The sequence below is a fragment of the Bacillus sp. JJ1474 genome (assembly GCF_036965225.1).
Lineage (GTDB): Bacteria > Bacillota > Bacilli > Bacillales > Cytobacillaceae > Cytobacillus.
In genome coordinates, this window is the sequence record NZ_JBALPC010000289.1 from 668 (window position 1) to 3,529 (window position 2,862).

The following is a 2,862-nucleotide window of genomic DNA, read 5'->3' on the forward strand; positions in this document are numbered from 1 at the left end:
GTAAGGAATTAAAAGAAGCGGTTAAATAAATATTTATTTTTAAAATAGTTTAAATACTCTGGATTAGTTAGTCTCCAGAGTATTTTTTATTTTAATGCATAATTATTTCTAGTTCTGTTTTTCTAAACAACTTTATTGTCACTCATCACTATTTGGCAGTCTCAGCATTCTACAGTCCGGCTTTTTTATCTAATTCTTTAAAAAGCTTATCACTATTATTTGTGCTAATTTCTTACCTTACATATTTAGGAATTAACTTTTCAATATCTTTATTGTAATTTTTCCCATCTCTTAGTGACTTTTAATCTTTAATATTTAACTCCTCACCATTGCTTAACTCTAATACGATTGGCATAGAGAAGCCCGATGTTTTCTTAAACACATCGTCTTCATTTTCTTTATAATACTCTTACTTGCCATCTAAATATATAATTCCCTTTTTCTCTGTTACTGCCAAGGATTTTGTAAGAACTGTATATTTTACCGTTTTTTGAGTTTCTTAAAAGCAGTAATATAATCCTCAATTTTTTTATCGGTAAAAATTGCCCCATATTACTGCATCGATAATGGTAGAGCTTTTTAGAGTATGTACAAAACGATAAAACATTTCTTGATTTGAAGTTTCTAATAGTAGCATATATTTAGTTTCGTGGCAGCGAAGAATAAACGAGTTTTTTAATAGCATATCGTAACCTAAAAACAAAGATCCTATAGAACGAAGTAATTTATAGATCTAGAGGATCTGCTTTTTATTTTTTGGAAAAATTATCTTGAGATCATTTACTGTAAATTTATGATTTTTAGATTCTGTTCCTGCAAGTGCTCAATTATTTTGGGTAAAGCATCAATGACAGCTTGAGATTCGTGCAAAAGGATTATTGATCCCGATGCTTCCGTGTTACGAATAAAATTATATATTTTATCTGTATCACGAGTTTTCCAATCTTTCGGATCCCTATTCCAAAGTATCATTTTGTTTTGGTAATTATGCACTGTATCTTTTGTCTGTTCATTAAACGCTCCATAAGGTGGTCTGAAGAGGACTACTTTTTCATTCGTAATTTCCTCTATTGCTTTAGTACCTTGAATAAATTCATCTTCTTGTTTTTCATAAGAAAGATCCGACAATTTTAAATGATTCATAGAATGACTACCAATCGAATATTTATTTGATTGAACATATTGAACGTAGTCAGGATGTTTTTTTGCATTAGTTCCTATAAAGAAAAAAGTACCACCAACCTTGTATTTCTTTAATATATCAACGATCTCCACTGTATATTTAGAAGGGCCATCATCGAATGTAAGGGACACATAGCCTTCTGGAATGCTGTATGTTATGGAGTCATCTAGTTTAATATAAGGAAGACTAGATTGCGTGGATTCATCTTTTACTAATTTTGTAGCTGGTGTAACAACGTTTTTTTTATTTATTAAATTGACTTCGGCAGTTTTAGCTTCTGCGATTGGAATAGTGATATTTTTGATGGTAGGCGTATTTACATACGAGTGATTTGAATATCCAAACAGTATGGAAAAAATAGCACCAATCATGGCAACACTGACCCATTTAAGCGGAATCTTGTATCCTTTTGAAATCAATTCTTCATTTTGCTTATTTTTCTGTTCAATTGTTTTTTCATCAATTGCTGATAGATTAGTAGATAAAAATGGTAGTTTTTTAAAATCGTTAACATTTTGTGTGTTTTTAATAGAATCTAAATTGTTTTTGTAATCCATTGAACAAGCAAAATAAATTCGGTCACTTTTATCACGGTATGTTCTTGTAATAAAACTTATGTATTGCTTTTTGATTGTGTCTAATGTTGTATGTAATGATAATCTGTATTTATGTTTTTTATCAAATTCAGATATTGTCATTAAATTCTTTGCAGTATCACTGTCAACTTCCCAAAACAGTACATCTTCTTGCTCAAAGGATAACTTTATGCGTAAATATGATTTTTCGTTACTCTTTTCAATAGATACTAGTTCAAGTACTTTTCCGTGGTAGACTGCCATGGTTGCACTTCCTTCTCTAGTTGTAATTAACTAACTTCTAGCTGTTTATTCCGATTGTGATAGATTAGAAGCAGTTGCCTTTGTTGAGAAAGAGAAGGACATTTTCTCGGTAAAATCATTAATGGTTTGCATTAACTGAGCCTTATCATCTACAAGTTTTTGATATTGTTCAGTATATTTTTGATTTTCTATTTCTAGGTTTCTAATTTTATCTTCAAGCTCATTGATTTTTAACATACTTTGATATTGAGCATTCGTTGATTCTTCATTAAGTTTGTTGTATTTAGCCGTTTCGGTTTCAAGTTGATTTGAGATCTTTTCATACTCCATGTTTGATGTAAGCTGATATTCCTTATAATCCTCAAGGAGCTGATCATACCTCATTTGTTTGTTAGTTAGGTTATTTTCTAAATCACGAATTTCCTTATTCTTTTCTTGTAAAAGTTGGTCTTTCTTTATTTGATCATGCTTAAAACGATTAATCGTTTCATTTGCTGTAAATAATTGATCCTCAAGCCCTTTGTATTTATAAAACTGCAATTGGCGTTCCTTAAGCATGTTTTCTATAGAAACAATTACATCCAATGCTATTTTATCCTGGTCATCCTTTGAAAATAAGTTGTTATTACTATTTAAAACTGGCTGCTCATACTCTTTAATAGTATTAGCCGACTCATCTACAATCATATCAGTTACTACTTCTTGCTGTTCTGCACTAATTTTCTCCGTTTGGTTTTGATAAGAAAGTACCCCTTTAAACCAACTAATTCCTTTTTTATCTATTTCACTAGCCAAAATCTCATCTCCTATTTTTGTATATTTAAGATCAAAGACCTATCT

At 30.3% G+C, this 2,862-nt stretch carries 2 protein-coding genes; both read right to left on the reverse strand.

What is annotated here, in order from left to right:
• Positions 1 to 780: 780 nt before the first annotated feature.
• Positions 781 to 2,022: a polysaccharide deacetylase family protein gene (locus tag V7164_RS24690; RefSeq protein ID WP_335346104.1), complete on the reverse strand. Its 1,242-nt coding sequence runs from the start codon at positions 2,020 to 2,022 to the stop codon at positions 781 to 783.
• A 45-nt stretch (positions 2,023 to 2,067) separates the two neighbouring features.
• Entirely contained in the window at positions 2,068 to 2,817 is a 750-nt protein-coding gene (locus tag V7164_RS24695; RefSeq protein WP_335346105.1) for a hypothetical protein, read from the reverse strand.
• Positions 2,818 to 2,862 lie beyond the last annotated feature (45 nt).